At 66.4% G+C, this 24,121-nt stretch carries 18 protein-coding genes; 9 read left to right on the top strand and 9 right to left on the bottom strand.

The genetic code is table 11. The annotated features are described in order from the left end of the window. Positions 1-20 precede the first annotated feature (20 nt). The gene (locus tag KA712_23275; protein MCG5055890.1) at positions 21-500 is read left to right on the top strand and encodes a hypothetical protein; all 480 of its coding nucleotides are present in this window, start codon (positions 21-23) and stop codon (positions 498-500) included. An 11-nt stretch (positions 501-511) separates the two neighbouring features. On the opposite strand, the gene KA712_23270 is transcribed toward KA712_23275, so the two are convergent. Further along, the gene (locus KA712_23270; protein ID MCG5055889.1) at positions 512-1,264 is read right to left on the bottom strand and encodes a 3'-5' exonuclease; all 753 of its coding nucleotides are present in this window, start codon (positions 1,262-1,264) and stop codon (positions 512-514) included. Between the two features lie 153 nt (positions 1,265-1,417). Between KA712_23270 and KA712_23265 the strand changes: the two genes are divergently transcribed. Genes KA712_23265 through KA712_23255 form a run of 3 tightly spaced genes read left to right on the top strand, consistent with a single transcriptional unit; the run spans position 1,418 to position 3,459 of the window. Continuing rightward, positions 1,418-1,738 (top strand): hypothetical protein, encoded by a 321-nt coding sequence (locus KA712_23265; GenBank protein MCG5055888.1) that lies wholly within the window; start codon positions 1,418-1,420, stop codon positions 1,736-1,738. Next, positions 1,731-2,618, top strand: coding sequence for an SDR family oxidoreductase (locus KA712_23260; GenBank protein MCG5055887.1), 888 nt, complete (start codon positions 1,731-1,733; stop codon positions 2,616-2,618). The genes KA712_23265 and KA712_23260 overlap by 8 nt, the downstream gene beginning before the upstream one ends. 52 nt (positions 2,619-2,670) lie before the next feature. Beyond that, the gene (locus tag KA712_23255; GenBank protein ID MCG5055886.1) at positions 2,671-3,459 is read left to right on the top strand and encodes a hypothetical protein; all 789 of its coding nucleotides are present in this window, start codon (positions 2,671-2,673) and stop codon (positions 3,457-3,459) included. Between the two features lie 20 nt (positions 3,460-3,479). Here KA712_23255 and KA712_23250 read toward each other — a convergent pair whose 3' ends face one another. Next, positions 3,480-4,667: a PEGA domain-containing protein gene (locus tag KA712_23250; GenBank protein ID MCG5055885.1), complete on the bottom strand. Its 1,188-nt coding sequence runs from the start codon at positions 4,665-4,667 to the stop codon at positions 3,480-3,482. Between the two features lie 273 nt (positions 4,668-4,940). On the opposite strand from KA712_23250, the gene KA712_23245 reads away from it, so the two are divergent. Beyond that, complete coding sequence (locus KA712_23245) at positions 4,941-6,452, top strand: HAMP domain-containing protein (protein MCG5055884.1); 1,512 nt, start codon at positions 4,941-4,943, stop codon at positions 6,450-6,452. Between the two features lie 3 nt (positions 6,453-6,455). Here KA712_23245 and KA712_23240 read toward each other — a convergent pair whose 3' ends face one another. After that, positions 6,456-8,075 carry an ATP-binding cassette domain-containing protein gene (locus tag KA712_23240; GenBank protein ID MCG5055883.1) on the bottom strand — a complete coding sequence of 540 codons (1,620 nt, stop codon included), beginning with the start codon at positions 8,073-8,075 and terminating at the stop codon, positions 6,456-6,458. Between the two features lie 40 nt (positions 8,076-8,115). After that, the gene (locus tag KA712_23235) at positions 8,116-10,857 is read right to left on the bottom strand and encodes a hypothetical protein (protein MCG5055882.1); all 2,742 of its coding nucleotides are present in this window, start codon (positions 10,855-10,857) and stop codon (positions 8,116-8,118) included. Positions 10,858-10,979: 122 nt separating this feature from the next. Here KA712_23235 and KA712_23230 point away from each other — a divergent pair, with 122 nt between their 5' ends. The 3 genes from KA712_23230 (at position 10,980) to KA712_23220 (ending at position 14,803) form a co-directional block, all read left to right on the top strand. After that, on the top strand, positions 10,980-11,486 hold the full coding sequence (locus KA712_23230) for a hypothetical protein (protein MCG5055881.1): 507 nt from the start codon (positions 10,980-10,982) through the stop codon (positions 11,484-11,486). A gap of 256 nt (positions 11,487-11,742) precedes the next feature. Then, entirely contained in the window at positions 11,743-13,902 is a 2,160-nt protein-coding gene (locus tag KA712_23225) for a carboxypeptidase regulatory-like domain-containing protein (GenBank protein MCG5055880.1), read from the top strand. A 97-nt stretch (positions 13,903-13,999) separates the two neighbouring features. After that, positions 14,000-14,803, top strand: a complete 804-nt coding sequence (locus KA712_23220) for a hypothetical protein (GenBank protein ID MCG5055879.1) — start codon at positions 14,000-14,002, stop codon at positions 14,801-14,803. 78 nt (positions 14,804-14,881) lie between these two features. On the opposite strand, the gene KA712_23215 is transcribed toward KA712_23220, so the two are convergent. The 4 genes from KA712_23215 to KA712_23200 all read right to left on the bottom strand — a co-directional run bounded on the left by KA712_23215 (position 14,882) and on the right by KA712_23200 (position 19,801). After that, entirely contained in the window at positions 14,882-15,409 is a 528-nt protein-coding gene (locus KA712_23215) for a biopolymer transporter ExbD (GenBank protein ID MCG5055878.1), read from the bottom strand. A gap of 78 nt (positions 15,410-15,487) precedes the next feature. Continuing rightward, complete coding sequence (locus KA712_23210; GenBank protein ID MCG5055877.1) at positions 15,488-16,003, bottom strand: biopolymer transporter ExbD; 516 nt, start codon at positions 16,001-16,003, stop codon at positions 15,488-15,490. A 96-nt stretch (positions 16,004-16,099) separates the two neighbouring features. Next, positions 16,100-16,735: a MotA/TolQ/ExbB proton channel family protein gene (locus tag KA712_23205; GenBank protein ID MCG5055876.1), complete on the bottom strand. Its 636-nt coding sequence runs from the start codon at positions 16,733-16,735 to the stop codon at positions 16,100-16,102. Positions 16,736-17,290: 555 nt separating this feature from the next. Continuing rightward, positions 17,291-19,801 (bottom strand): PBP1A family penicillin-binding protein, encoded by a 2,511-nt coding sequence (locus KA712_23200; GenBank protein ID MCG5055875.1) that lies wholly within the window; start codon positions 19,799-19,801, stop codon positions 17,291-17,293. A gap of 78 nt (positions 19,802-19,879) precedes the next feature. Between KA712_23200 and KA712_23195 the strand changes: the two genes are divergently transcribed. Next, positions 19,880-21,691, top strand: a complete 1,812-nt coding sequence (locus KA712_23195) for a tetratricopeptide repeat protein (GenBank protein MCG5055874.1) — start codon at positions 19,880-19,882, stop codon at positions 21,689-21,691. Between the two features lie 16 nt (positions 21,692-21,707). Here KA712_23195 and KA712_23190 read toward each other — a convergent pair whose 3' ends face one another. Next, the gene (locus KA712_23190; GenBank protein MCG5055873.1) at positions 21,708-24,044 is read right to left on the bottom strand and encodes a hypothetical protein; all 2,337 of its coding nucleotides are present in this window, start codon (positions 24,042-24,044) and stop codon (positions 21,708-21,710) included. Positions 24,045-24,121 lie beyond the last annotated feature (77 nt).

Genomic DNA, 24,121 nt, shown 5'->3' with positions numbered 1-24,121 from the left:
ACCTGATAGCTCATCGGTGGATGAGCACCCCCCTTGAACCCGTCCGCCGGCGTCAGAGTTTTACCGGCCTGGCGCCCCGCGCAATCTTCGACGTCATCGCCGACATCCCCTCTTACCCCCAAGTTTTCAAAGAGATGTCCGAGGCCCGGGTGCTCGAGGTCGACGGCCAAAGAACGAGGGCCGAGTTCAAGCTGCCGATGCTGCTCCCGGTGCGTTACGTGCTGGACCTGGTCTGTGACCCTCAGGCGCTCTCCGTGTCCTGGACCTTCGTGGAAGGAGACGTGGTGGACCAAAACGAAGGGGGCTGGCGCCTCGCGGCCGAGGAGGGGGGCACGAGCGTCGCGTACTTCGTGACTCTTTCCGTGAGGGCGCCCGTTCCGGGGTTCATGCTGCGGAAAATCGTCGACGGGCTGGTCTCGGCGTCGTTGCCGGGCATGTTCAAGGCTCTCGAGGCCGAGGTCCGGCGCCGCGCGGCCGCTTCGGGGGCCCTGCCGGGCTGAGACCGGGGGCCTCAGGTGGGGCCGGGCGCAGTCCCGCCTTCGGCGGGGGAAAGAAGCAGGCGTGCAACGTCGGTCTGTTGGAGGAGGCGCTCAAAGCGGGGATCGGCCGCCAACGTGTCCAGCAGGCCCAGGGCGGCTGCTTGGTAGGCCGCGCGATCCAGGGTCCCCACGAGCAGCCGGTAACGAAGGAATACGAAGGCGGTCTGTGCCACGTCGGAAAGACAATACGCCTTGAGCGCCTCCATTTGCCCCGCGTGGAAGAGCCCCTCGACTTGGCTGCCGTCCACGCCATCTTTGCCCGGCAAACCGATGAGCTTGGCCGCCCCCGCGAGCGAGGTCCGCGAGGCCGCTCCGTGGTCGGACAGGAAGTCGCACAGATCGAGATGCCCCGCTTCGCTGAACCGGAAGCGGAAGTCCTTGTCGCGGTAGTACCAGGGGAAGGGCACGCCATGGCGAAGGGCCCGGAGCGCCAACACGGGCAGATCGAAGCCTCGCCCGTTCCACGTGACGAGGTGGGGCCGGTGCTTGTTCATGAACTCGGAGAAGGCCCTCAAGCTCTCGGCCTCGTCGTGACCGTCGCCAATCGTGCCCAGCCGCTTGACCGAGAGATCCTCGCTAAGCCACAGCACCCCGATGACCACCGTTCGGCACGCAAAGAGCGGCGGAAAGGGCCTCTCGGCCCCAGGGGCCGCCTCGGGGGGCGTATGGACGTCCCGATCGGGGATGGTCTCGATGTCCATGACCAGATAGCTATCGTTCGGCACGGGCCCATCCTACGAGGTGCCGGGAGCTGGACAAAGCGGCAGGTGCACACGGCTGACTTCCTCTGCCACCGGTCGGCGCTGGCAGGCCTGCAAAGGCTTTGCGTCCGGGGTCCAAAGACGATAGTCACGAGTCATGTGCGGTGAGCCTTAGCCATGAAGGTCCCCGTTCCAGGTCTCAAACACGTTCGCGCGGCCCAGCTGCGGGCGCGCCTCGGCCGGCGGGCGATCGGGCAGCTCGCCCTGGCCACGTTGTTCCTTTCGGGCGCATTGTCGTTTGCATATGGTCCCGATCGGGAGGAAGGTCATGCGGCGATGTGGATGGCCTTCCTGAGTGTGCTGTCGACGCTCAACGTCTCGCTCGGTGCGCGGCTGCTCACGCGCATCAAGCGCTGGCCCCGGCATACCTGGCTCGTGGGCACCGTCGCCTGGGGCAGCCTCATGGTGGGCCTTTTGTGGGGGCTTGGACGTGTCTGAGGCTCAACGTCAACCCTCCGTGCTGATCACGGGCTGCTCGAGTGGCTTTGGCCAGGCGGCGGCTCGGCTTTTTGCCTCTCGGGGCTTTCGGGTCTTTGCCTCCCTGCGGACCCCGAGCGCTGGAGCCCCCCTGCGGGAGGAGGCCACTGCGAACGGCTGGTCCCTGACGACGCCTCGGCTCGACGTGACCGATGACGATTCGGTGCGCGCGGCCGTGGAGGAGGTCCTGGCGGCGACGGGGGGAACGCTGGACGTTCTCGTCAACAACGCGGGCTACTTCTGCGTGGGACCCGTCGAGGAAACCCATCCCGACGAGCTCCAGGCCCAGCTCGAAACGAACGTGCTCGGGGCCTTGCGGCTCTGTCGTGCCGTGCTTCCGGCCATGCATGCGCAGGGGCAGGGGCGCATCGTGAACGTCAGCTCGCTCGCGGCGCTCTCGGTCATCCCGATGCTCGGGCCCTACCATGCCTCGAAGGCGGCGCTCGAGGCGCTGGGCGAAGCGCTTCACTACGAGCTGGCGCCGTTCGGCATTCGCGTGGCTTCGATTCTGCCCGGCCCCTTCCCCACGGCCCTGCAGAAAAACCAGGTGCGTGTGGGGGGAGGGCGCGCTTCCTCTCGCTACCTGGCCCTCGCGGAGCGGTTCGAGCGCCTGAACGCCCAAGCTCCGCAAGGCGATGTGAATGTGGTGGTGCGCGCGATCTTTTTCGCCGCCACATGCCGGCGTCCGCGCCTTCGCTACTTCGTGGGGCCGCTTTCGTTCGTGTCGCGCTACCTCCACCCGATCACCCCCCAGTGGCTGTACGGCTGGGTGGTCCGGCGCGTCTTTGGGCTTCGTTCGGGTCCCCCCGCCGGTTCCCCCCCGCCAGCGTCGCCACCCTGAACACCGTTTGCGGCGGCGGGCGCCTCGTCCGGCTTTCTGGGATAATCCTGAAGTGACCTCGAAGCTCACACGTGTGCAGGTCGAGATGGTGTTGAGGCGGGCGGCCGAGCTGGAAGCCGCCCGTGAGGCGAGGGCCGACGACGAGATCGACCCGGATGACCTTACCCGGCTCGGGGAGGAGGTGGGGCTTTCGGCTCCTGTCATGGAGCAGGCTTTGGCCGAGCTGAACCGGGGCCAGCTGGCGTCGGTTCCCCCCAAACCTCTCGAGCGTCTCCTGGGCGCCGCACGGGTGTGGGTCGAACGGCACGTGCCGGGGCGACCTGGCCGGGTGAGCCGCGCGCTCGAACAGTTCATGGCCGAACAGCTCATGGTGGTGCACCGCCACCATGGTGACCGCATCGAGTGGGTCCGGGCCGAGGGCCTGTTTCCCGGCCTGGCCCGTTCGGTGGCGTTTGCGGAGCGCTACAGCTTCGGGCCCGCCAGCAGGGTGGAAACGGTGGTGTGCGCAGAGGGCAACGGAACCCGCGTGAGCTTTCGCATCGAGATGGGCGCCGCCCAGAGGCTGGGTCTCCGCTCGCTGACGGCCCGTGGCATGGCCCTGTCAGGTTTCGGTTTGCTCTTGGGGCAGGGCGTTTCGGGCCTGGCCGCCGCCCTCGGCTGCGCGGGAGCCGCGGGCCTGAGTCTTTCGTGGTGTTGGTGGCACGAACGGCAACACTTGGCGAAACTGCGCGCGCAGGTTGGCGTGGGGCCCGAGCGCTTTTTGGATGAACTCAGCCGCAAGCGCAAGGTCCGCACGCCGGGCGGTGCACCCTTGGTGACCCGCTCGCGAGAGGCCTCCTGACGGGGCGGCGCGCCTGGAACTCAGAAGGAAAGGCGGGCCGACACGCCACCGCCGCCCGGAGTCAAAACCGGGGCCATCCGAATCCGCTTCGCCAGGGCAAGGTCCCCGCCGTCGGGGTCGTCGGGTGAAGCGTACGTTTTAAAGTAGAGGTACAGGCCGGTCCCCAAAAGGGCGGCGCTGGCGCCGTAAAACACCCATTGCAGGGCCCTGAGGCCCTGGGCGTCATCCAAAATGCGCTGCGCCTCGTCGCTCTCGGCGGGGGACAGGCCCCCCACGCGTTCGCCGGCTTCGTTGCAGTCCTTCACCGTAGAGGTGGGCTCGCAGGGGAAGCGGCGGAGTGGGTCGAGGTCGCTGTCGGCCTGGCGCACATCCAAGCTAAACTTCACGCCCAATGCCAAGGCCAAGGCTCCGGCGCCGAGCGTGCTCCACGTCGCGATCTTCATGCCCGTTCCGTCGCCTTCTTCGGCCGGGACCGTCTCGGCCGTTCCGAGGGCCTCACCCCCGACCGGAGGGGGTGCGGCAACCGGAGCCACCGCGTCCAGCGGAGCGGTCAAGCTGACCACCTCGCCGCCGACGACGTCCACGTCGCGGCGCACGGGCTCATAGCCCGGCTTCGACACCACGACCTCGTGGCGCCCCGTCGCGATGCCACCCAGCTCGAGCGGCTCGTCCATCGTGACGCCCACGGGCAGTCCGTCGAGCAGCACGGAGGCACCCACGACATCGGAGGTCACGCGGATGGTGCCGCTGGCGCCCGCGCCCGTCAGGGTGGAAAACCACTTTTGTACGGGTCCGCGGATTGCGGGACCGGTGGCCTGGGTGCGCGCGATCTGTTCGGCCACCCAGGCGTCCACCCGCGCCTTCGAGGCATCCAGCATCTTCAAAGTCACGAGATAACCGTCGGCAGCTCTCTTCACGCTCCCGAAGATGAGCTTTTCGGCCCCGAGGCTCTTGGCGGCCTGAGCCATGCAGGACGGTGCCTCGTCGGGGCAGGAAAAGACCAGCTTCACCTCCATGATGTCCTTGCCGGGCACCAGCTTCCACCCCTTGGCGTTCGCGACTTTCTGTCGGAGAGCGTCGGTGATGGTATTGGCCACCGAGGAGGGGGCCCCGTCCGTGGCCTCCAGCCCCAAAACCGCGAGCGGTACGTTTGCGGGCTGCTGCGCCTGCGCCTTTTGGATGCCCAGCGCCCCAGACGCAACCCCCACGAACCCAACGAAAACTAGGAGTCGACCGCTCATCATGCTTGTGTCGCTTACGTCGCGCATACTTCCCTACGATGCCCTTCGTGTCAACGCTTCGGGCAGGCTACGTACGATTTGTGTTGGGTGCCTCCACGGGCCGTCTAAGTTCTTCGCGGAGCCCCCGCGTGGGGCGATCCGGCGCACAGGAAACCTGTGGGGTGAGCTGGACCCGGAGAATCCATGCGTCCGCTCCCGGGCCGCAGTACTCTCTATGCGCGCCCCGACAGGGCGGGCCCCATGCGACTCGGCGTCTCGGGAAAGATCTTTTTGGCCTACACGGCTCTCGCGGCGATGCTCGTGGGCAGCAGCGTCTTGACGCTGGTCTACATGCACCGCACCCGGGCGCGGGTGGTGGCCAGTCAGGCGCTCTTCGACGTGCAACTCGAGATGGACGCGGCCTGGCGCAAGCTGAACGACTTTCCCAAAACGGCGACGCGTCGCCCGGATCCCACGCGCCCGCTTTTGTTCGTTCAGGCCGACGAGCGCATCGAGGCGGCCCTGGCGGCGATCGCACTTTACGGAGAGGACGCGCCGGGGCTGCCCGGAGCGCCCGACTTCGCCCGGTTTACCGACCAGATTCGCCAGCTGCGCGAGGAACTGGCGCACGCGAGGTCCAAGCTGGGAGCCTTCGAGGCCACCGAGGATGCCGAGGAACGCCGAAGGTTCACGAGCGACCTCACCAACCTCACGTACCGCCTCGACCGGCTCAAGCGGGTGATACGGCGGGAAAGTCGTCGCATCGCGGCCGAGCTGCGTGCCGACGAAGAAGCTGCCAGGAGCCTGGCCATGTTGCTCGGCCTTGGCAGCGCGGTCGTGGCGGTCATGGTGGCGCTGTCGATGATGCGCACCCTGCGGCCGCTCCGGGTGCTCCGTCAGCAGGCGCGTGAGGTGGCGGGGGGCCACTACGACCGCCGCTTGGGCGTGGCCTCGCGCGACGAGATCGGCGAGCTCGCCCGCGAGTTCGACGCCATGGCGATCGCCCTGCAAGAGCGCGAAAATCGGCTCATCCAAAGCGAGCGTCTGGCCACCATCGGGCGCATGGCGTCTCAGATTGCCCACGAGATCCGCAACCCGTTGGCCTCGATCGGACTCAACGCCGAGCTGCTCGGCGACGAGGTGCAAGCGGGTGACGAAGAAGCGCGGCGCTTGGTCTCTTCGATTGCGCGCGAGGTGGACCGCTTGAGCGAGATCACGGAGTCGTATCTGCGCTTCGTCCGTCTGCCCCAGGCAAGGCGCGAGCGTGAGGACTTGGGGAGCATCGTGCACTCCGTGGTCGCCTTTTCGCGGGCGGAGCTGGAGCGGGCCGGTGTCAAGGTGAGCGTGAACGTGGCTTTGGGCCTGCCGGATGTCATCGCCGGCGAGGCCCAGCTGCGACAAGCTCTGCTGAACCTGGTGCGCAACGCGATGGAGGCCATGCCGGACGGCGGTGCGCTCACCCTGACGCTGCAGCGGCGTGGCGAAGATCAGCTCGCGCTCGAGGTCTGTGATAGTGGGCCCGGCATTCCTGCCGAGCTGGTCGACAAGATCTTTGATCCCTTCTTCACCACGAAGGAGCGCGGAACGGGTCTTGGCCTGGCGTTGGTGCAACAGATCGTGGTGGAGCACGGCGGAAGCATCGAGGTGCGCTCGGCCGAGGGTACGTGCTTCGTGGTCACCTTTCCGGTTGCCCCGGCGGCCTCCCGGCCCCCGGGCGTGTCGTCCGAAGGCGAGGGCTTCCCGGTGGACGCCCTCGCCCTCGAGCGCTCGTGAGCGTCAACGCAGCCCGGGCGCCTCGTGGCCGCTGCGTGCCACGTACTCCAGGTATCCTCCGCCATAGGGTACGGGGCCTTCGGGTGTGAGCTCCAGCACCCGGTTCGAGAGCGCGGCCAAAAATTGCCGGTCGTGAGACACGAACAACATCGTGCCCTCGTAGTCGCCAAGGGCCCGCAGCATCATGTCCTTGGTGGACATGTCCAGGTGGTTGGTAGGCTCGTCGAAGACCAGAAAGTTGGGTCGCGCGTAGAGCAGGCGGGCCAGGACCAGCCGCGCTTTTTCACCGCCCGAAAGGATGCGACAGGGTTTGTCCACGTCGTCGCCCGAGAACCCAAAGCACCCGGCCAGGGAGCGCAGCGAGCCAATGTTGGCAAGGGGGAACGCGGCCTCGAGCTGCTCGAACACCGTCTTGTCCCCTTCGAGGACCTCCATCGCGTGCTGGGCGAAGTAGCCCATCTGTACGCTGGCCCCGACCGTGACGGTGCCCGCGTCTGGAAGCGTTTGTCCTGCAACCAGCTTGAGCAGCGTGGACTTTCCGGCGCCGTTGACGCCCATGATCGCCCATCGCTCCTTGCGCTTCACGAACAGGTCGAGACGGTCGTAGATGATCTTGCTGCCGTAGGCCTTTGCCACCCGTTCGATCTTCACCACGTCCTCGCCCGATCGGGCACAGGCGGGAAACTCGAAGTCGAGCGTCTTTCGTCGCTTCGGGGGCTCCACCTTTTCTATCTTGTCGAGCTTCTTGACGCGCGACTGGACCTGCGCGGCCTTTGCGGCCTGGGCTTTGAATCGCTCGATGAAGCGCATCTCCTTGGCCAGCATGGCTTGCTGGCGCTGGTAGGCCGCCTCTGCCTGGGCTTCGTTGAGCGCGCGCTGTTTTTCGTAAAAATCGTAGTTGCCCGTATACGAGGTGAGCGTGCCGCCGTCGATCTCGATGATGCGGGTCACGATGCGGTTCAAAAACTCGCGATCGTGGCTCGTCATCAGCAACGCCCCTTCGTAGCCCTTGAGAAACGTCTCGAGCCAAATGAGCGATTCGATGTCCAAGTGGTTCGAGGGCTCATCGAGCAGCATGGCGTCCGGTTGCATGAGCAGGATGCGCGCCAGCGCCACACGCATCTTCCAGCCGCCCGAGAGCTTGCCCACGTCCCCGTCCATGACCTCGTCTGCGAAGCCGAGGCCTGCCAGGATCTCGCGGGCGCGCGCCTCGAGAGCGTAGCCGCCGAGCTCGTCGAAACGGGCCTGGACCTCACCAAACCTCTCGAGAAGCTTGTCCATGTGGTCCGCTTTGTCAGGGTCGGCAAGGTCGAGCTCGAGCTGCTTGAGCTCCACGGCCAATGCGGCCACGGGCCCGGCGCCATCCATGACCTCTGCCACGACGGTGCGCCCGGACATCTCGCCCACGTCCTGGCTGAAGTAACCGATGGAGATGCCCTTGTCGATCGAGACCTGACCCTCGTCGGGGCTCTCTTCCTTGATGATGAGCCGAAAAATGGTGGACTTGCCTGCACCGTTGGGTCCCACGAGCCCCACCTTTTCTCCCCTGAACAAGGCGGCAGCGGCCTCGACGAAGAGGATCTGGTTCCCGTGTTGTTTGCTGACTTGGTCGAGACGAATCACGGCGCCGTTCGTAGCGCGCCCCGGTGCCCTTGGCCACCGCTCATGGCGGCAGGGACGGCGCGGGTCCTTGAAGCAACGGCGCCGTGGTGGAGGCTTCGTTTTGGGGCTTGCGCTCACCGAGCCTGCGGTGAAGCTGAGCCAGGGCTCGTTTGAGCTCGTCGGGCTCGGGATGCCCGAAGGCGAGGGCGTGCCCGTAGGCCAGCGTGGCCTCCCGGTAGCGCCCGAGAGCCTGTAAGGCGCGCCCCTGGGCGGCGTGAATTTGCGGATCATCGGGCACCACGAACACCACCCAGGGGGCCAGCCTTGCCACTTTGTCTTGGGCTCCCAGTTGGCGGGCCGCTTCGATGAGCCGTGTGGCCATCCGGCCGCTTTGGGGATCCAGGAAGAACGCGGCGATGCGGGCCTCGAGCTCCGCGCGCGGGTCGTGCGCCAGGTCGCAGGCCTCTGCCAGCATCGACCATGCTTCGACCTGGTCGGGTGCAAAGCGTGTGGCCCTCTCGAGATGCGCCACCGCCTCCGCCGCATTTTTGGCCCGCAGGCTCGCGAACCCCAACGCCAGGCGCAGCTCGAAGCCGTCGAAGCCCCGCTTTGCGAGGCCTTCGAGGGCGTGGACCACCTGGGCCGGTGGGGCGCCCTGCCGATCGGCGAGTCGGGCGCTTGCGAAGTCCACGAGAGCTTCGGTGCGTGCGCGCTCAGCCTCGCCGCTCGCCGCCTTCCGGCGGGCGCGGGCGAGCAGGCGTTCCGCCTTCGTGTCGTCGTGGGCGTCGAGCCAGGTGAGCGCCACCCGCGCGAGCTCCTCGGGCCGCGCGGCTTCGGCCTTTGGCCCCGAAGCCAGCAGAGCCTCGGCGCGCGCACGAGGGGCCCGTTCGGCGGACTCCGGTAGAAACTGCGCCGCGAGGGCCGAGAACCGGGCGTCCAGGTGCTGTTGAAATGCGCGCGACAGCTCGGCAAGCGGCATGCGCGAGAGCGCGCCGAGGACCTCGGTTTCGGACGCCCCCGCCCCAAATGCCAAGAGAGCTTGCCTCACCGCCGCAAAGCCGAAGCGCTCGATGAGAAACGTCACTGCGGAGGCGGAGTGAAGGTAAGCCACCACGGCGCGCTCGTTCGAGTCCGCCTCGTAAAACGCCCGGGAGAGCTGGCCGAGGGGAGGGAGGCTCTTGCGTCTCAGCGCACCCCAGGAGGCCAGGCTGTCGCTGCGTTGCCATTCCGGATGAAGGCGCGTGGTCTCCCACTCTGCCAATCCCTCCGTGAGCCATCGAGGCACGCGTTCACGAGACAGGCCCAGGGAAAAGACGTGAGCCAGTTCGTGCGCCAAAACGATGCCCCAGTTCATCGTACCGGCCGAGGGACTCATGGCTGTGATGACGGGGCCGAAGCAGACGGCCGAGACCTCGAGCACCGGAAGCCCCACGGTGCGCACCGCGAAGTCCGTGGGATCGCCGTAAAGTTCGATGGTCACCTTGCCTGCGGGCGTATACCCGTAGCGTTTGGCGTAGTCCGCGAACACGTCTTCCAGAAAGGGCGCCACGATGCGCTCCAGGGCAACCTTCCGCGCGCGCTCGACGCGAAACCGCAGGTGCGGCGTTTCCACGATCGTGTAGCGCGTGGCGATCGTGGTGTCGAAGAGCCGCAGCAGATTGAAGGTGCGCGCCTCGTAAGGGTCGGCGGCAAATGCCTCGCGCAACAGCGCCAGACCGCGCGCTTCCTCGCCAAGCCGCATCAGCGTGGTTCCCAGACTGGTGAGACAGCGTGCGTCCCGCTGCGCCTGCATCTGGCATTCCTCCCCCACGGCCCGGGCTTCCAGATACCGACGCTGCCGGACGAGGGCTTCGGCCACATGCGCGAAGAAGGCCCCATCGGCGGGGTGAACGTCGAGGCGCGCCTCCCTCTCGCGGGTGTAGCGGGGCGCGTCGCCCGTGAGCCGCGCCACGGCCGCCGAGAGCCACGCGGCGTTCGGATCCCGGGGGTTGACCGCACGCAGCTCGCCAATTAACGCTTCCACCTGCGCGAGATCGTCTCCGTCGAGCGCCATCTCGGCGCGGAGGGCACGGGCGCCTGCGTGGCGCGGGTTTTCAGACAGGGCTGTCGCGAGGGCGGTCTCGGCCGCCGCCCGATCGTAGCCCTTTTCAAGCTGCGTGCGTGCCCAGCCCACGAGCGCATCGGGGTGGCGTGGGTCCGCCTGCAGGGCCTCGTGAAAGCTGCTGGCCGCCTCTTGTGCCGCGTGCTTTTCGATGAACAGAGAGCCCCAGGCCACGTTCGGCTCTGGCGCGCGCGGGGCGCGGCTCACCGCCTCGCGGAAGAGCTCGTTGCCCCATTTCCAATTCGCGCCCCGCTGCGCGAGAGACCCCATCGCGACGAGGTTCGCGGGGTTCGTGCGATCCGTTCCTTTGTGCTGCCACAGGCGGCTCCCGGTTTCGAGCAGGAGGTGCGCCGTGGCCCGGTCGCCCAGGGCCATGGCCACCTGGGACAGCTCTGCCAACAAGGGCAGGTTGTCAGGCGCACGGGCGCTGGCGGCTTCGAGGCGCCGCCGGGCGCTGCTGAGCATGCCCAGAGCCTGTTCGGCCCGGGCGGCCAACAGCACGGCGGCGCGGCCCGTCGGCGTGCGGCTCCCTTGCGTGTGGGCGATGCGATCGGCCGTGTGGAGCGCGCGTTCGTAGTGCCCCTGCCGCAGCAGTGTTTGTGCCTGTCTCCAGGATCCCGGGGGCTCCGCGGCGGCGTCCCCCGTGTCGAGGCAGGCCATCAGCACCAGCGCTGCGCCAACGGCCTGGGCGTTTCGAGTCATCACCCGGCCAGTGTGTCATGGGATCGGGGACGCCGCCGCCGGCCGCGGCTTGGGCACCTGCGATGCGGATGGTAGCATCCCCGACGGGCGCCCTGCCGCCTCCCCCAACCTCTGGAGCATCCATGACCGAGCCGAACGCCGCCGAATCAGAAACCCCGGCGGAGATGTACGATGACTATCGCGCCTTCTTGCGGCAAGCCGTTCGTGAGTACTACGACCGCGGCTGGAAGGCCCGCAGAGGGAACTTCATCGCCCTGGTTTTGGCTTCGGGCCAGCTCGTGGGCTTGGCGTCGGACTCTCTCAAGGACGGCTCGGGGTTCCGTAAAGCGGCCTTTGGCGCCGCAGGCGTGGTGGCTTTGCGCTTGGGGCTTCGGTACTTCCTCTCCGGACCGGTCGGCATCGTGTTGTCAGCGGCCATGGTGGCCTCGGCCATCGCCTACCTGGTGAAGAACCAAAAAGAGATCGCAGGCAAGGTCGGGCCCTACCGCACGCTCATCGAACAGATGCGGTCCCGTTTTGAGGAGATCCAAGGCGGATACCGCGGGGGCAAGTACGACACCGCGGGCCGCAACCTCATGATTGACGGGCTGCTCAAACAGTTCCTCGAGCAGCTCGACGCCCCCGTGTGAAACGCTCCTGCGCGGCCTGAGCCCAGGGCGAAGCCGACCCGCCTCGGGTCACCGCCGCTGGGCCGCCTCTCGCGGCGATGCCCCACAGCGTCGTAAAAGTGGTTGCGTGCGTGGGGTCTTCTGACCCAAGATTGGCACCCGCGCTCGTACGCGCGTCTCCATGCCAAGAACTCCTCGTCGCTCTGTGTCCTGCCTCCTCGTTCGGCTCGTCGATCGCGGGGGAGGGCGGGGCCCTCGCTCTATACTCACGAGCTGTTTGGCAGTGTGGCTGGGTTTCGGAACGCCCTGCCGTGCGCAGGCCCAGTCCCTCGAGCCGCCGCCGGTCGAGCTCGATCGGGCGCCCCCGCCGCCCCGCGTGCCTGGTGACGACGACGATCTTCCTCTGACGCCGCCTTCCTGGGTGAACGATCCGCCCGACGCCGAGGCCGCCGATCGAGGTTCCGCGTGGGGCGACGTGGACGCACCAAGGACCTTGCGGCGAGACCCGGCACCGCTGCCGACCGTGGGCGAGCCCCTCGAGGGCAACACGGTGTCGGGAGCCGTGGGCGTCCTGAGGGTTCTCTCCGCTTCCACCGCACCCGCAGGTCGACTCAGGTTGCAGTTCACGGGTGAGTTTTCGAGCGCGCACAGCATGATCGTCCGCCGCGACCAAAACACCCGCCTCGCAGGAACCTTGGCAGGTGCCTACGCCCTTCGGAGGGGCATCGAGCTTTACGGCGCGTTCCTCAGCAGCTCGAACAAGAATCGTCGTTTGTGCTCGGGGGGCGTGTGCGAAAGCGAACCCGACCGTGTCGATCCCGAGGTCATTCGCGCGTTTGGCGATCTCGTCGTCGGGGCCAAATTCGCGCGGTCTCCGCAGCCCGGGTGGTCGGTGGCGGCGTACACGAGCCTCAAGTTCTTTTCGTCGACCGAAGGGGTTTTCTTCGACCTCGGCGCTACGTCTCTCACGCTCGGCGGGGCTGCCACCTGGGACATGTCGAGGTCGAGTGTTTCGGCGAAGGGCCGGGTGCCCCTGCGGTTTCACGGCAATCTTGGCTACTACGTGGACCGTTCGACGAACCTCCAAGATTTCAGCGGGGCGTCTCAGTCTTCGCAGCTGGTCGCGAGCTATGCGTACGGAATGGGACGTAGCCGTTTGCAGGCCGCCCTGGCTGTCGAGACGCTCGGAATGCCCCTCGGCCGCAACGCGCAGATCGCCCCTTTTGCGGAGTACCACTTCGGGTGGGTCACAGGCCGCGCGAACGAGGCGTTCGCGGATTTTGCGGAGCCGCTGTGTTCCAGCTTGGGACGTCCGTGCCAGGACAACCGCGACCAGCAAGCCGTTAGCTTCGGCGCCCGGGCCACCTTTGCCTCCTCCTGGTCCGCGACGGGCGCCGTGGACCTGGGATTCCGCTCCGTGGGCTTTCCCTACGGGCCCCCGCAGGCGCCCTATTCGTTTGCTTTACAGATAGGCCGGGCCTTCGATCTTGGCTCCGGGGGCTTTCTCGTCACGCAGACGCCTGCCATGGCCTCGATCGCGCCCACTGAGGACGAACCGGTAGACACGGGCGTGGTGACGGGGCGCATCGTCGGTCCCGAGGGCACGCCGGTGTCTCTTGCGGTGATTGCGGTGCAGGGTCTGGCGCGCGCCAAGGTGGCCTCGGACCCCGACGGCTCCTTCACATCTCACGAACTGGAACCCGGGGTCGTGGATCTGCTCGTTACGGCCGAGGGCTTCCTGCCCCAAAGCGTGCGCGCCCGTGTCAAAGCGGGCATGGCCACCGAAGTGCAAGTGTCGCTGGAGCCCGCGGTGAACTCGACGGTCCGTGGCCGTGTGGTGGACGCCACGGGCAAGGGCTTGGCGGCGCGTGTTCACTTCAGTGGCACCGCCGACGTGGCGGTGGCCACAGATTCCGCGGGGGCCTTCGAAGCGCCGCTGCCACCGGGAGTCTACGTTGCAAGGGCCGTGGCCGAGGGCTTTCTCACGAAAGAGCAGCGTTTGAGTCTCGAGACCGAGACGGAGGTCGACTTCACGTTGCGTCCCCGCCGCGAGGTCGCAGCGGCCTCCTACACGCCCGCCGACGGGCTGAACGTCCGGCTTCCCCTCTCATTCGATGCGCAGGCGGGGGGGCTTCCTGTGGTGCTCTCGGCCCGTTCGTATCAGACGCTCGACGAGGTGGTGGATATTTTGGTAACGCAGCCCCGCATCCGCACCTTGGTGATCGAAACACACTGGGACGTCTCCGCGGGCCGGGCCGATCCCAAAGCCATCACCGAGCAACAAGCCCACGCCATCGGCGACTACCTCCAAGCGCAAGGTATCGCGGCCGACCGCCTTCAGCTCGCGCCCATGGGCGCCTCGGCGCCCTTGGTGCCGAACGTGGGTCCAGGGCGAGTCAAGAATCGCCGCGTGGTGCTGAAGGCCCTGGAAGGATAGCAAGGTACGTGGCGTGAGGCGGCCTGGTGCGCTTACGTCCGGGCGTGGGTGGACAGGGTGGCGGGCACCTTGGCGCGCCTGGGATTATAATCACCTCATGAGCTGGGATCGGCATCTGTCGTGGGTGAAGGACGTGGGGGTCGAGCGAACGCGCCGAACGGTGGCGCAGCTCGCGTTGGCAGTGTTCGGGATCCTGTACGCCCTGCTGGGTCTGCTGCTGGATCCCTCCTGGCGCGCGGCCTTCCTTGCCCTGGGCCTGTGTTACCTCGTTGCGTTTTTCGCCGTGGGGTCCGAATGGTTCTGGGGGCGCTGGTATGCGCAAGGCCTCGGCTGGTCGGGCTTCATGGTCGGTGTCTTCAGCCTCGTGAACGTGGGATGGGTGGCACCGCTCGTCATCTACACGGCACTGCACGGCGTGGTGGTGTTTTCCCTCCGCGGCACGAAAGTGGCGGCCCTTTACGAGGGCCAGTCCGCCTGGCGGGAACGCTATGGCATGGACGACCACGCCGTCAGCCGCCTGGGGAAGACGATCACGCGGACTTCGGCGTCTTTGCCGGCACTCGTCGTCTGGGCGCTGGGGCCGAAGGAGCCCCAAGGGGCGGTGTGGGGGGGGCCGGGGGGAAGCTGGATCGCCATGGCTGCGCTGGCAGTGGCCGGCCTGAGCCTCGTTTTACTTCTGCGTCTTCGCAGCGCGGGTGCCCTCGGGGTGATGATGGCGGCCGTGTTGGCGACCTTCGCCTTCTGGCAACCGGCAAGCGCCCTTTCGACCCCTTGGGCCCTCATCGGCACGTGCGCCCGCATCGTCGCACCGGTCGCTTTGATGGCTGCCGTGCTTCCCCTGGTTGGCCCTGTCGCTTGCTTTCTTCGGGGACGGTCATCAGCACGGTCACCAAGACGCTGAAAACGACGAAGCCCTCCGGGTGGGAGGGCTTCGTGCGCAGCCGGGAACCTCGTTCTCAGCACGGAGACAGCAGCGAGCTCAGTCGTTGCTCTTCAGAACCACGAGGCGATAGTTTTGATAGCCCGCTTGGCCGCACGAGTACAGGATCTCCGTCAGCAGGCGGTAGGGTGTGTCGGCGTCGGCGATCACCATCAGCTGAGAGTCGAAATCCTGGCCGGTCAGCTCGGCCACCTTGCGCTCTTTGCGGTTGTACCGCTCGAGGATATCCACGAGCGGCGTGATGAAGTACCCGTTTTCCCCGTCCCGCTTGAGCGTGGGATCGATCCTGCCCTGGTTGACGGGAGCGACGGCATCGCCCTCCACCAGCACCACGTTCTTCGTGATCGTGACGCCCACAGCCTCACGTGCCGCGAGTTGCGTCGTGCTGGGCGGTAGCTGAAGGTTCGAGTCGAACTTGATGTTCGTGGCGCTCGCCGAAAAGGACTTCAACAAGAACACAAGGATGATGGTCATCATGTCCATCATGGGCGTGATGTTGAGCTCACGAATCACGTCTGGCTCGGCCAGGCGCCGTGCGAAGGCCCGAATCGCCTTCTTCCCTTCCAACCGACTGAATTCTTCACCCGCGAGCGACATTGGTTGTCCTTGAAGAGTCCGAGGAGTACGTCTAGACCACGGGAGCGATCACAAGATACCGGCCGCGAACACCACGTCGGGAAACATCAGTCCGTGGTTGGTGTCCTCGCGCATGGCGTCAAGCGTCTCCACGACGATCGTGTAGGGTGTGCCTGCGTCGGCGTTGAAGGTGGCCTTGGTCTCGTCTGGAAACTCTTTTTTGATTTCCATCAGCTTCTTCGTGAGCTCGGCGTAGTCGTACTTGTCGTTCTTCTTGGGCACTGCCGGAAGAACACCGCCCGAGGCCGCGATGAGAAAACCGGTTTGCCCGGCCGTGACTGTCAGATTCAACGGCGGCTTCTCGGGCTCGTCGGCTGCAGCCCCGCCACCGCTGGAGATAGTGGGCAGAGACACGTTGACGTTGCCGAGAGGAACTGAGGTCACCACGGACGCGAGGAGAAAGATGATGATGTTGGTGACGATGTCCATGTAGGGGACGAGGTTCAACTCCCCCGTCTCTTCCTCGGCCTCTTCGGCGTGCTCTCGCATGCGCCTCATGGCGGCGCGCACCTGGCGTCTGGTCATCGTGATTCGCTCGTGTGAGTCTGAAACCGGAAGGGGGGAACCAAGAGCCGGTGCAAGTCTTCACACCCAGGAAGACGTACTCCGGCTCCCATGTGGTCAGGCCTGGCCGCCCTTGGAGGACTCGGCCAGGAGGTTCTCGAGCTTCATGGCGAAGCCTTCGAGGTCCGACACCTGCTTCTTCGAAGCGGCCGAGAAGAAGGCGTGAGCGATGATGCAGGTCACGGCGATGGACAGACCCATAGCCGTGTTGTTGAGCGCTTCCGAAATACCTTCGGAGAGGATCGCGGTCCGCTCTTCCGGCTTGGCCGCGGCCACGGCGCCGAACGCCTTGATGAGACCGGCCACGGTACCCAGGAGGCCGATGAGGGTCGCGATGTTTGCGACCGACCACAGAACCTGCACGCGCTTCTTCAACATGGGGCTGACGTCGACCAACGTTTCTTCGATGGCCTGGGCGATCGCCAGTTCGCCCCGGTGCACGCGCTGAAGGGCTGCCTTCGCGACCTGGGCCACGGGGGCGCTGGTAGCGGAGCAAAGCTTCACGGCGCGGTCCACGTTGTTGGCCAACACCAACTTTCGGATCTGTTCGAGGAAGGCTTTGGCGTTCACGCTGGCCTTCGCAAGGAAGAAGATCGCCCTGTCCACGATGATCGTAATCGTGACCACCGAGCACAGCAGGTTGATGTACATGAAGAAGCCGCCCTTCTCCAAAAACTCGGAAATTCCTTGCATTTCATCCTCCGCGTGCGCTCGAGCGCTCGCCTTCAATGGCTCCCACAGGTCGGGTTGGCGTTAATGCGATAAGAACCTGGTTGGTATCTGGTCCAACGCCGTCCGCTATCTTAACGATCGCGTCATGGGTGTCAAGACATTGGCGCTGAGACCAAAATACATAAGTTAGGATTTTCTTTAGTTTTTTACCGAGGTTGGCCTATGTCGTCCCAGATTGGGGGCGCTTATCCCACCCTTCGCCGTCGAGCCTTTCGTGCCGTTGACGACGAAGTCCAGGGGCGACGAAGGGTAGGCTGGCCATGGGCTGGGACGCTGGTCATGAACCATCCGGGCTGTTCCGGGCGAAGGATGTTCTCGGCCGGAGCCTGTTCGAGCTTTAAGCGGCTTGATCAACTTTGGTCGGAATTGTGGCACCCAGGTCGCCGCGGGCGGCAACCTCATGGTTTCGGAGGTTTGCAGAGTGTCTTCGAGCTTACGAAGCCGTCGTCGATCGTTTCCGCTTTGTCTCCACGAGGCCCGCGCTTGCCGTCGCCGCGTCCCCTCGTGCGCACGCCGCTAGAACTGAGCGTCATTGAACGAGCCTGCGTGCGCGGGGCCGCGGAATGCGGGAGGGAGGGTGCCGCGCCTGAGCGGCACGAGGCGGCTCTTCGGGTGGCTTGGGGGGGCCGGGACTCCCTTTTCAGTGTCCGCGCGGACAAAAAGCACGCCCGGCGGCGGCTCGAACGCCTTCGGGGCGCTGTCTCCGAGCGCTTCGGTCATGAAGTCGAGCCAGATCGGTAATGCGGTTTGCCCGCCCGTCATGTCGTGGCCAATGGGTTTGAAGTCGTCACGCCCCACCCAAACGCCGCACAGCAGGTCGGGCACGAATCCGATGAACCATGCGTCCCGGTAGCCGTTCGAGGTGCCGGTTTTCCCGGCCACCGGGCGGCCGAGCGCCTTGGCTTTGCGGGCGGTTCCTTCTTCGGCCACGGCTCGCATCATATCCGTCACGACGAACGCCGTTTCGGGCGAGACCACCCGGTCGTCTTCACGTCCAGGGGCGCTGGCTCTGCTGCGGTGGTCCTCCAAGACGTTGCCGGCCGCGTCCGCCACCCGCAGCACTGCGAGCGGCTGAACGCGGCGCCCGCCGGCGGGAAAGCTGGCCATGGCATACGAAAGTTCTTCCAGACTGAGGTCGGCGGTTCCGAGTGACAGCGACAAGGCGTGAGGCAGTTTCGAGCTCACGCCCGCGTGGCGCAGCAACTCGATGAGACGGGTCACCCCCAGCTGCGCCGTCAGCTGGGCGGCTACCGTATTGACGCTCTTGGCGAGCGCGGTTCGTAAGGTGACGGCCCCCAGGTAGTTGGGGCGATAGTTCTTGGGCGCCCAGACGCCGCTCGACGTGCGGAACTTCACCGGCACGTCGTAGCGGATCGTGAGCGGCGTCAGCCCTGCCTCAACGGCGGCTCCGTAGATGAAGGGCTTGATGGCCGAGCCGACCTGGCGCCTGGCCTGGCGGGCCCGGTTGAACTGGCTGGCCTGGTAATCGTATCCGCCGACCATCGCAAGCAGGTGGCCGCTTTGGGGATCGAGCGCAACCAGGGCGGACTGAACGGTGGGTGCGGCCGAGAGCCTGGCTCGGAGCAAGGGCCCCTCGTTTTTGCGGGATGGTGTCGGCTCCGAAACGCTGAAGTAGACGGGCAACACGTCTCCTACCTGGAGGCCAACGCCCCCCGCTCCCCTGAACGCCAGGACGCGCGCTTCGTCGTCGGGGTCCAAGGACGCCTCCAGGATGCCCGAAGCCACGGTGACCTTGCGACCGAGGTTCGTGATCATCGCTGCGTAGATCGTGGACGGGTCGAAGTCGGGCGGCGGCGCGCTCTGCAGGGCCTTGGGGCGCCTTTGTTGCTGGGCCTTGCGCTGCGCAAACTGGGTTTCCCCCGCCAGCGCCTGGGCCGTGCGTTCCGGCAGGATCACACCCGGCGAGGTCGCGTCCAGCTCGACCGCACGCAGGGTGGCGGGTACTACGAGCAGCCCCGCCTGTTCGGGATCCTCGACGGAAAAGCCCGCGGGGCCGAAGGGCCGAGGCTCGCCCGTGAGCATCCGCTGTCGCTCCTCGCCTCCAAGATGGCCGATGGGCCCTGAAAAGCCGAGCCGCCTCTCGATGTCCTCCAGCCCTCGTCTGACGGCAGCCTCCGCCGCACGTTGTAGGCGCATGTCGAGCGTCGTGTGAATGCGAAGGCCGTTCTCCAGCAGATCCTCGTCTCCGTATCGATCGGCCACGTACTGCCGCATGGCCTCCACGAAGTAGGGCGCCGCCACGTTTCGCAACGCCCGTCCGCGCGAAACCAGGATGAGCGGCTCTTCGCGGGCCTGACGGGCTTGGGCGGCGTTCAGGTAGCCCAGGGACTCCATCTGATCGACCACGTAGCGTTGTCGCGACTTCGCTCTTTTGAAGTCTCGAAAGGGCGTGGAGCGTCCCGGCGCCTTGGGCATGGCAGCCAACATGGCCGCTTCCGCAGCCGATAGATCGTCGGTGTTCTTGCCGAAGTAAGCAGAGGCAGCGGCGGCGACGCCGTACGCCCCGTGCCCCAGGTAAACATGGTTGAGGTAGATGCCCAGGATCTGGTCCTTCTCGAGGCGGGCCTCGATGCGATGCGCGAGCATGGCCTCGCGAATCTTCCGCGCCAACGATCGCTCCTGCCCCACGATCAGCAGCTTGGCGACCTGCTGGGTGATCGTAGACCCGCCTTGAACCACTTGCCCCGCGCGGAGGTTGGCGAGGGCTGCGCGCAGAATCCCCAAGTAGTCGATACCGCCGTGGTCATGAAAGCGAACGTCCTCCGCTGCGACGAATGCCTGTCGCACGACCTGCGGGACACGTTCGATCGGCACCAGAATGCGCTTTTCGACGAAGAACTCCCCGATGATTTCGCCATCCGCGCTCAACAGTTGGCTGGCGCGCAAGGGCCGGTAGTCCGTCAAGACCGAGAGGTTCGTTGGCAGATCTCCTGCGAACTCTCGGTACATCCACACGCCGAGGCCTACACCCAACAAGGCGCTTCCCAGCAGCGAAAGCGCCGTCACACGCAGGAAAGCGGGGAAAAAACGCCATCTTCGCGGGCGAAAACTTGTCTTCCGCACTCCTGCATCCACCATTCGTCTATGAGCCGCTCGCAGGCGCTCGTCAATTTAAGTCTCACGGTCGCTCTCGGTGTTTCGTGGGGGCTCGACGCTCGCATCGTGCGTGCGGCCTCAACGGGCGCAGAGGAGAGTCACGAGCCGGCTGAAGCCGACGTGCCGGGCATGTGCCAGCCCAGCCAGGGCTTCGTGGTTCAGCCGTTCGACAATTCGGACAAAGTGGGAGCGCTTCGTTATCTCGAGGCGGGCTTGCCGGCTCTCGTCGCCGATCGCTTCTGGACCGCTCACCCGTTGAGATTCGTGGGACCCCGGTCGCTTTTGGCAGCGGTGGCGCCCGGAGCCGAGGCGCCACTGCCTCGCGACGACGTGGCCTGGATCGTGAGTGGTCAGTTTGCCACCCGCCCTGGTACGCGCCTCGCCGTCACCGTGACGGTCCGCTCGGCCGCGCCAGGGGCCGGCGAAGTGGCCAGTACGGCCCACCGGGAGGGTTCGCGGCAGGACGCCCCCCGTCTGGTGCTCGAGGCGGCCCGCGAAGCGTTTGTCGGCCTTCCGCATCTGCACTTCGAGGCCGAGCCCCGGCACGCGCAAACGCCGTTTTCTCGTGATGCCTACGCATTCGTGCTCTACGCGCGCGGTGTTTCCAGCCATTTGGGCCTGGGAGGCATGGCGAAGGCGCCCGAAGCGGCGGCGCGCTGGCTCACACGTTCGTTGGTGATTGATCCCCGGGTGCCGGAGACCCGTCGCTACCTGGGCTTGATTCACCTCGAGGCCAACCGCCCGGGACATGCTCGTACCTTGTTCGCTTTGGCGCTCGATGACCGCCCCGATTACGTTCCGGCCTTGTCAGCGCTTTCTGCTCTCGAGCGCGATACGGGGTCACCCGAAGCCCTGGCTCTCTTCGAGCGTTTGCTCGCCCTCGACCCGGGGGCCTGGCATGCACGGCGCAGCTACGGCGAACTGCTCTACGCTGCGGGGCGCCTTCCCGAGGCCCGCACGGCGCTCGAGGCGGTTCTGGAGCGGAAGTCCGATGACCTTCAAGCCCGTCGTTTGCTCACGTTGGTGCTTTCGGCCCAAAAGGCCGGCGCGGCGCTCGTCTTGGAGTTCGAGACCATCGTAAAGCTGGATCCCGACAATGTGACTGCGCGCCTGGATTTGGCGGCGGCCTACCTCAACGAGGGGCGTCTGTCCGAGGCCGCGGCTTCCTACGATGCGGTGCTGGAGCGTCAACCCCGGCACAAGGAGGCGCTCAAGATCGCGGGTGACCTGGCCCGGCAAGAAGGACAGTTGGACGAAGCCGCGAAGCGCTACGAGAGGCTGCGCCGGCTGGTCCCCGAAGATCCACGCCCCGTGTTTCTCTTGGGGGCGGTTTACCACCAGGCGGGAAACTTGGAGGCCGCCGAGCGCATGTTCACGGAAGCGGCTCAGCATCCTCAGTTGCGGGCCGAGGCCTGGTCGAACCTGGGGGCCGTGATGCTTGAACAAGGGCGGGCCAAGGAGGCCCGCTGGCTTCTCATGAAGGCGGCACGGAGCCGCCCGAACAAAGCCTCGGTTCGCTACAACTACGCTGTGGCGCTTCGAGCCTTGGAGCAACATGCCGATGCGCTCAACGAGCTTCGGGCGGCTGCCGAAGCGGACCCCCAGGATCCACAGATTCGCTTCGCCGCGGGTGTGGTGGCCTTGCGCCTCGGCCTCTTGAGAGAAGCGCAAGCCGAGTTTGGTGCGGCGCTTGCGCTCGACCCTGGCCACGAGGGCGCCAAGCACAACCTGAAGCTGCTCACGAAGGTGACGGGTGGACGAGAAGAAGCCGCCGGGGCGGGTGTCGAGACCGTGAACTGAGCCAAGGCCGCGTCGTTCAGCGGTCTTTCGAGGCCCGCGCGGCGGCCCAGGCGATGCGCTCGAGGTAGTCCTCTGCGCGCAGCCGGTCCGCTTCCGTAACGGCCAGGGCGGCGGCGCGCTGCCAGGCCGCTTGCGCCTCGCCGTGGCGGCCTGCGCGGTAGGCGCTTTCCCCCTTTTGTCGAAAGCACGCGCGCAGGAACACGGGTTCGAGGCCGAAGGCCAAGGTTTCCGTTTCCCCGGCATCCTGCGGGCAAGCCTGCGAGAAAAGTGAAAAGGCGATCCGGGGATCCCGGTTCACCAGCTGGCGCCCAAGGAGGTAGGGGCCTAGAGGGTCGTCCGGGAAGGCGTTCGCGAAGGCCTGGAGCAAATAAAGGGCAAGGGCCCCGTCGAGGCTGGTGCTGGGTGAGTCTCCGAACAACACGCGTCCCAGGGTCTGTCGGGCGGCGGGCTCGGACAGCGCCCGTAGGCGCGCCAACGAGGTCCGCCTGTCACCTTCTTCGGTGGCGAGCGCGAGGGCCTGCGTTTCGGCTTCGCGGGCTTTGTCGAACTGGTTCGTCGCCACCAACAAGCTGGCCCGGAAGCTGAGGGCGCGGCGACGAAGGGGGCGCGTGAGATCATCCCGCGCTTGCAGCGCCGACAGCGTGGCGAGCGCGGCTTGGCTCTGATCGGCAGCCGCCTGCGCGTACGCGAAAGAGAGCACGAACGTGGGTTCATAAGGGTCGTCGGAACAGACGGAGCGCATCAGGGCCATGGCCTCTTCGGGCGCGTAGCTGCGTAGGTGGCTGGCGCGCTCGACCCGCGCAGCGAGCTCGCGGGCGCAGACTTTCTCGAAGATGGCAGGGCGGCGGTACCGCTCTTCCGCGGCCGCTCTTTGGGCGAGGGTCGTGACTTGCTCGCGCAAGAATGCCAACCACCTTTGTTCGAGTTCCGGCAGCGAGAGGCTGTAGACGGTCTGGAAATCGCCGGCGCTTGCGTAGAGGCGTTTGAGCTTTTCGGCGCCGAAGGTGTCCAGCAGATAGCGGCAGAAAGACGCCGCGAGCGTGTAAGCGCGGGGCCCTGCCACCACACTGAAACCCGCGCCCACGAGGGCGTCGATGGGCGGCGCGCGACGCGCCTCCACCAAGCTCCGCGCATCCTGGTGCAGTGTGGCCTGCCCACTCGGATCGGTATAGTCGGCCGCCTCGGCGAGGCCCTCGACGAGGCCGCTGGCCAAACGGGGCCAAGGCCACCAACGGAGGCTGATTCCGAAGACCGGATCTCCGAAACGCGCGGCGAAGATGTGGGCCAGCTCGTGTCGCAGATGGCTGGGTGGGAAGTCCTCGACCTGCAGATAGATCTCCCGACGCCACGGCTTCGTGAAGAGCGTGGCCCCCGCGCCCACCAGGTGCTTTTTGGCTTCTGCGCTGGGAAACAGGAACACGGTGACCGGCCCCTCGGGTTCGGACGCGAGGAGGTGGCGTAGCTGTGCGTACCGAAACTCGAGCTCATCGAGAAAGAGCGCGAGTTCGGCAGGCTGTTGACCGTCGAGCGGATCCCTGTGCACGACGAAATGGGGAGTCGCGTGCGTGCGCGGCAGGGCTCGCTCGAGGTCGGCGTGGCTGCGGGAAAACCCCAGCCTGCCTCGGGCCAAGAAGGTCGCCAGGGCCACCACCACGAGCGAAGCCGCCAGCACGCGCCACGCGGGGCGCGCCGCTCGCAAACCCGATGCAAGCTGCGCCCATGACAACACGAGCCGAGGGCCGCGCGGACCCTCTGGCCGAAAGAAGGGAAAAGTCGCGGCCAAAAGGGCAAGGACCCAAACAAGGTTCGCCAGTCTGAATTGCCATAGCAGAGCGGGGGGGGTGAGCGCCTCGTCATAAAGAGGGCCCGGAAAGAAGCCCCCGAAAGGATCGAGCGCGTACACAGGGGGCGAGACGTACAAGCGGAGCGCTGCCCATGCCATCGAGGCGAAGGGAAGAGTCATCGCCAGGGGGCGCCCCCAGCGGGGAAAGGCAAGCCCGACCGCCACGCCGACGGGCGCAGCCACCAGGGCGCTGCTCACCGGGAGAAGCCCCAAAAAGGCGAACCCCACGGCAAAGTTGCAGTTACGAACGCGGAACGCGTTCAGGCAGATCACCACGAGGGGCAGTACCAAGAGCAGCAAGGAGGCGACGGCCGCGCGGGACACCAGCGCTGACAAGGACCAGGAGGCGCGCGTGTCGCCCTGATCTCTGTCTCGTCTCGCCGCGGCCACGACCCCCTGGCCGATATCCGCTGCCGCAAACGCCGTGACCAGTCCGATCGCGAAGGAAAAATCGTACCCCAGCAGATCGAAGAGCGGCACGAAGGTCAGGCCCACGGAAAGTGCCAGCATGGCAAGGGCCCAAAAAGGGCCTCTTGCACCGCGCTGGAACACGCGGCGCGTGCGCCCAAGCGCGTTGACCAGGTATA

The sequence above is a fragment of the Myxococcales bacterium genome (assembly GCA_022184915.1).
Lineage (GTDB): Bacteria > Myxococcota_A > Polyangia > Fen-1088 > Fen-1088 > JAGTJU01.
Note: the sequence above shows the minus strand (reverse complement) of the source record. Positions and strands in the feature narration are given on the sequence as shown.